The sequence below is a fragment of the Actinotalea sp. genome, from assembly GCF_041597215.1.
Classification (GTDB): domain Bacteria; phylum Actinomycetota; class Actinomycetes; order Actinomycetales; family Cellulomonadaceae; genus Actinotalea.
Genome location: NZ_JBFHHB010000308.1, coordinates 1 through 3,178, shown reverse-complemented (window position 1 = coordinate 3,178; position 3,178 = coordinate 1). Strand labels below are relative to the sequence as shown.

Here is a 3,178-nt window from a genome sequence, read left to right as displayed (position 1 = left end):
ATCGGCGTCGAGCAGGGCCGGGCCGTCGTCGCCGTCCCGCGTGCCGGCCCCGTCACGTACCGCGGTCCCGCGCCCGGACGTCGCGGACAGGCCGTCGAGAAGGCCGACGACGACTCGACCCATCCCCGGTGCCAAGGAGTAGTCGACCCAGGTCCCCCGACGGTGGGCGACGAGCACCCCGGACTCGCGCAGCGTGCGCAGGTGATGGGAGACCGTGGGTGCGCTCAGCTCGGTGATCGAGGCGATCTCGCCTGCCGGCACGCGACCCGTCGGCGCCGTCGCGACCACCGAGGCGATCTGCAGGCGAAGCGGATCGGCGAGGGAGCGCAGCACCGCGGCCATCGCCTCCGCCACATCCCGCGCCAGAGCCCGCTCGGCCACTCTCGTCCCCGCGTCCGATGCGTTCATCGCTCTCCCCCGTCGTCGGCTACTTCGACAAGTATCTACTTAGATGCGAGTCGAAGCAAGCCCTCGCGAGTTCGTCTTCCTCGGAGCGTCGGATCCGGTCTCGACCCCCGGGGGCACGGACGACGACTACCGCCCCCTCGGGTCGAGCTCGTCGAGCCGTCTGCGCAGGAAGGCCGCCTCCCCGTCCGTCACGACGAGATCGAGCGCCCGCCGGTAGGCGCCCGAAGCCTCGGCGGTCCGTCCCGCACGGCGCAGGAGATCCGCCTCGGCGGCCACCGGGGCGAGCGTGCCGTCCAGGAGCGGTGAGTGGGCGAGCGCCCTGACGAGGGCGAGTGCCGCGTCCGGTCCGTCCCGCATCCCGAGGGCGACGGCCCGGCTCAGCTCGGCATGCGGTGAGGGGCCGAGGGCGAGCAGCCTGTCGTACAGGTGCACCACGAGCGACCAGTCGGGAGATGCCGAGCCGGTGAGGGTCGAGTGGCAGGCGGCGATCTCCGCCTGCAGCAGGAGCGGGCTGTCCCCCGTGGCGAGTCGTTGCGCCTGCTCGAGAGCACTGCACCCCTCGGCCACGAGCGAGGCATCCCATCGAGACCTGTCCTGCTCCTCGAGCGGGACGAGGGAGCCGTCCTCGTCGACGCGTGCGGGGCGGCGGGCGTCGTGCAGAAGCGTGAGGGCGAGCAGGGCGTGCACCTGCGCCTCGCCCGGCACGAGCCGCGCGAGGAGCCTGGCCAGGCGGATCGCCTCGAGGCACAGGTCGGCCCGCACCGGCGAGGGGCCCGCCGTCGCCGAGTACCCCTCGGTGAAGACCAGGTACACCACCGCGAGGACGGCGCTCAGCCGTTCGGGCAGCTCGGCCGCGCCGGGCACCCGGTACGGGATCCGCGCGTGCGCGATCTTCTGCCGCGCCCGCACGAGGCGTTTGGCCATCGCCGCCTCGGAGGAGCCGAAGGCGCGTGCGATCTCCGGGACGCCGAGACCGCACAGGGTGCGCAGGGTGAGCGCGACGCGCCCCTCGAGCGGCAGGGCCGGGTGGCAGCAGGTGAAGATCAGCCGCAGCCGGTCGTCGGGAACGCCCGACTCGTCGTCGAGGTCACCGTTCTCGATCTGCCCACCGGGATCGACCCCGTCCGCCCCCGCAGCGAGCACCGTCAGCTTCCGGGACTCCGTCGCACGACGGCGCAGGCGGTCGACGGCGGCGTTCCGGGCGACCGTTCGCAGCCACGCACCCGGCCGGTCAGGCACGCCGTCGCGCTCCCAGCGGGTCGTCGCGGCGAGGAAGGCCTCCTGTGCGCAGTCCTCGGCCAGCGACCAGTCGCCCGTGACGCGGATGAGCGTCGCGACCACATGCGACCACTCCTCTGCGAAGGCGGTGGCAAGGCTCGCCGCGACGTCCGGGCTCGACCCCTCCCCGGTCAGATGGGCCACAGCGGCCGGATCTCGATGGCACCGAGGGCCGCCGCGGGGTGCGAGCCCGCGAGCTCGAGCGCGGCGTCGAGGTCCGGGGCGTCGAGCAGCTGGTAGCCGTAGACCTGCTCGGCGAGCTCGGCGTAGGGGCCGTGGGTGAGCACGGTCTGGCCGTCGCGCACGCGGACGGTCACCGCCTCCTCCGGCGTGCGCAGTGGCGAGCCCCCTCGGTCGGCGTCGCGCCGCTCGGCCTCGGCGAGCCAGTCGGCCATCGTCGGAGCACCCTCCGGCTCCTCGGTCGGCGCTCCGGGCACCCCTGCCATGAGCAGGACGTAGCTCGACTCCCCCGGGAGCAGGTCGCCCTCCGTCTCGCCCGGGGCGGGGACCCAGTCCCCGTCGGTGCTGTCGTGCGGCCACAGCTCGCGCAGCTCGAGTGCGCCGAAGGCCGCGACGGGGTGCCCGGCGGCGACGGCGACCGCCTCCTCGGGGCTCTGGACCTCGAGCAGGTCGAAACCGACGATCTGCTCGGTCACCTCCACGAAGGGGCCGTGCGTGACGGTGAGCGACGGTCCCCACCGGCGCACGGTCGTCGCGTCCGACGGCGGCCGGAGCCGTTCGCCTCGCAGGTGCTGGCCCCGGCGCACGGCCTCGGCGTACCAGACCGAGGGATCGGCCTGCTCCGGCGTCGGGCTGGCGTCGTCGGGGACGCGGACGAGCATGAGGTAGCGCATGGTGAGTCCTTCCTGCGGCCGGTGGGCCCTCGCGGCGGGCGCGGTGGCCCGATGACCTCATGACGAACAGGACGTGCCGTGCAGGACACGGTGCCACGAGCGGGTTCGCCCTGTCCCTGGCCGGCCGTCGGATCATCCACGAGGCGCACCGCGAGGGCGGGTGGCGCGTCGACTCACACGTTGAAGCGGAACTCCACGACGTCGCCGTCGGCCATCACGTAGTCCTTGCCCTCGATGCGGGCCTTGCCCGCCGAGCGGGCAGCGGCGATCGAGCCGGCTGCCATGAGGTCGGCGAAGGAGATGACCTCGGCCTTGATGAAGCCACGTTCGAAGTCCGTATGGATGACGCCGGCGGCCTGCGGGGCCGTCCAGCCCTTGCGGATCGTCCAGGCGCGCGACTCCTTGGGACCGGCCGTGAGGTAGGTCTGCAGGCCGAGGGTGTGGAAGCCGACGCGGGCGAGCTGGTCGAGGCCCGCCTCCTCCTGTCCGGTCTCCGCGAGCATCTCCGCCGCGTCCTCCGCGTCGAGCTCGACGAGCTCGGCCTCGAGCTTCGCGTCGAGGAAGACGCAGGCCGCGGGGGCCACCAGAGCGGTGAGCGTCTCCTTCATCGCGTCGTCCGCCAGGCCTGCGTCGTCGGT

General features: G+C 73.6%; 4 protein-coding genes. All 4 read right to left on the bottom strand.

Going from position 1 to position 3,178, the window contains the following annotated elements:
- Window positions 1-408, bottom strand: a 408-nt coding sequence (locus ABWK99_RS15125; protein WP_372595524.1) for an ArsR/SmtB family transcription factor, incomplete at its 3' end; no start/stop codon positions are given.
- Window positions 409-534: 126 nt separating this feature from the next.
- Entirely contained in the window at window positions 535-1,830 is a 1,296-nt protein-coding gene (locus ABWK99_RS15120) for an RNA polymerase sigma factor (RefSeq protein ID WP_372595523.1), read from the bottom strand.
- On the bottom strand, window positions 1,818-2,540 hold the full coding sequence (locus ABWK99_RS15115) for a YciI family protein (protein ID WP_372595522.1): 723 nt from the start codon (window positions 2,538-2,540) through the stop codon (window positions 1,818-1,820). Before ABWK99_RS15115 ends, ABWK99_RS15120 begins: the two co-directional genes overlap by 13 nt.
- A gap of 173 nt (window positions 2,541-2,713) precedes the next feature.
- Window positions 2,714-3,178, bottom strand: a 465-nt coding sequence (locus ABWK99_RS15110) for a DUF933 domain-containing protein (protein ID WP_372595521.1), incomplete at its 5' end; no start/stop codon positions are given.

What these genes read in the sequence shown, in the direction of transcription:
- ABWK99_RS15115 (WP_372595522.1), bottom strand. Translation starts at nt 2,540, where the DNA reads ATGCGCTACCTCATGCTCGTCCGCGTCCCCGACGACGCCAGCCCGACG.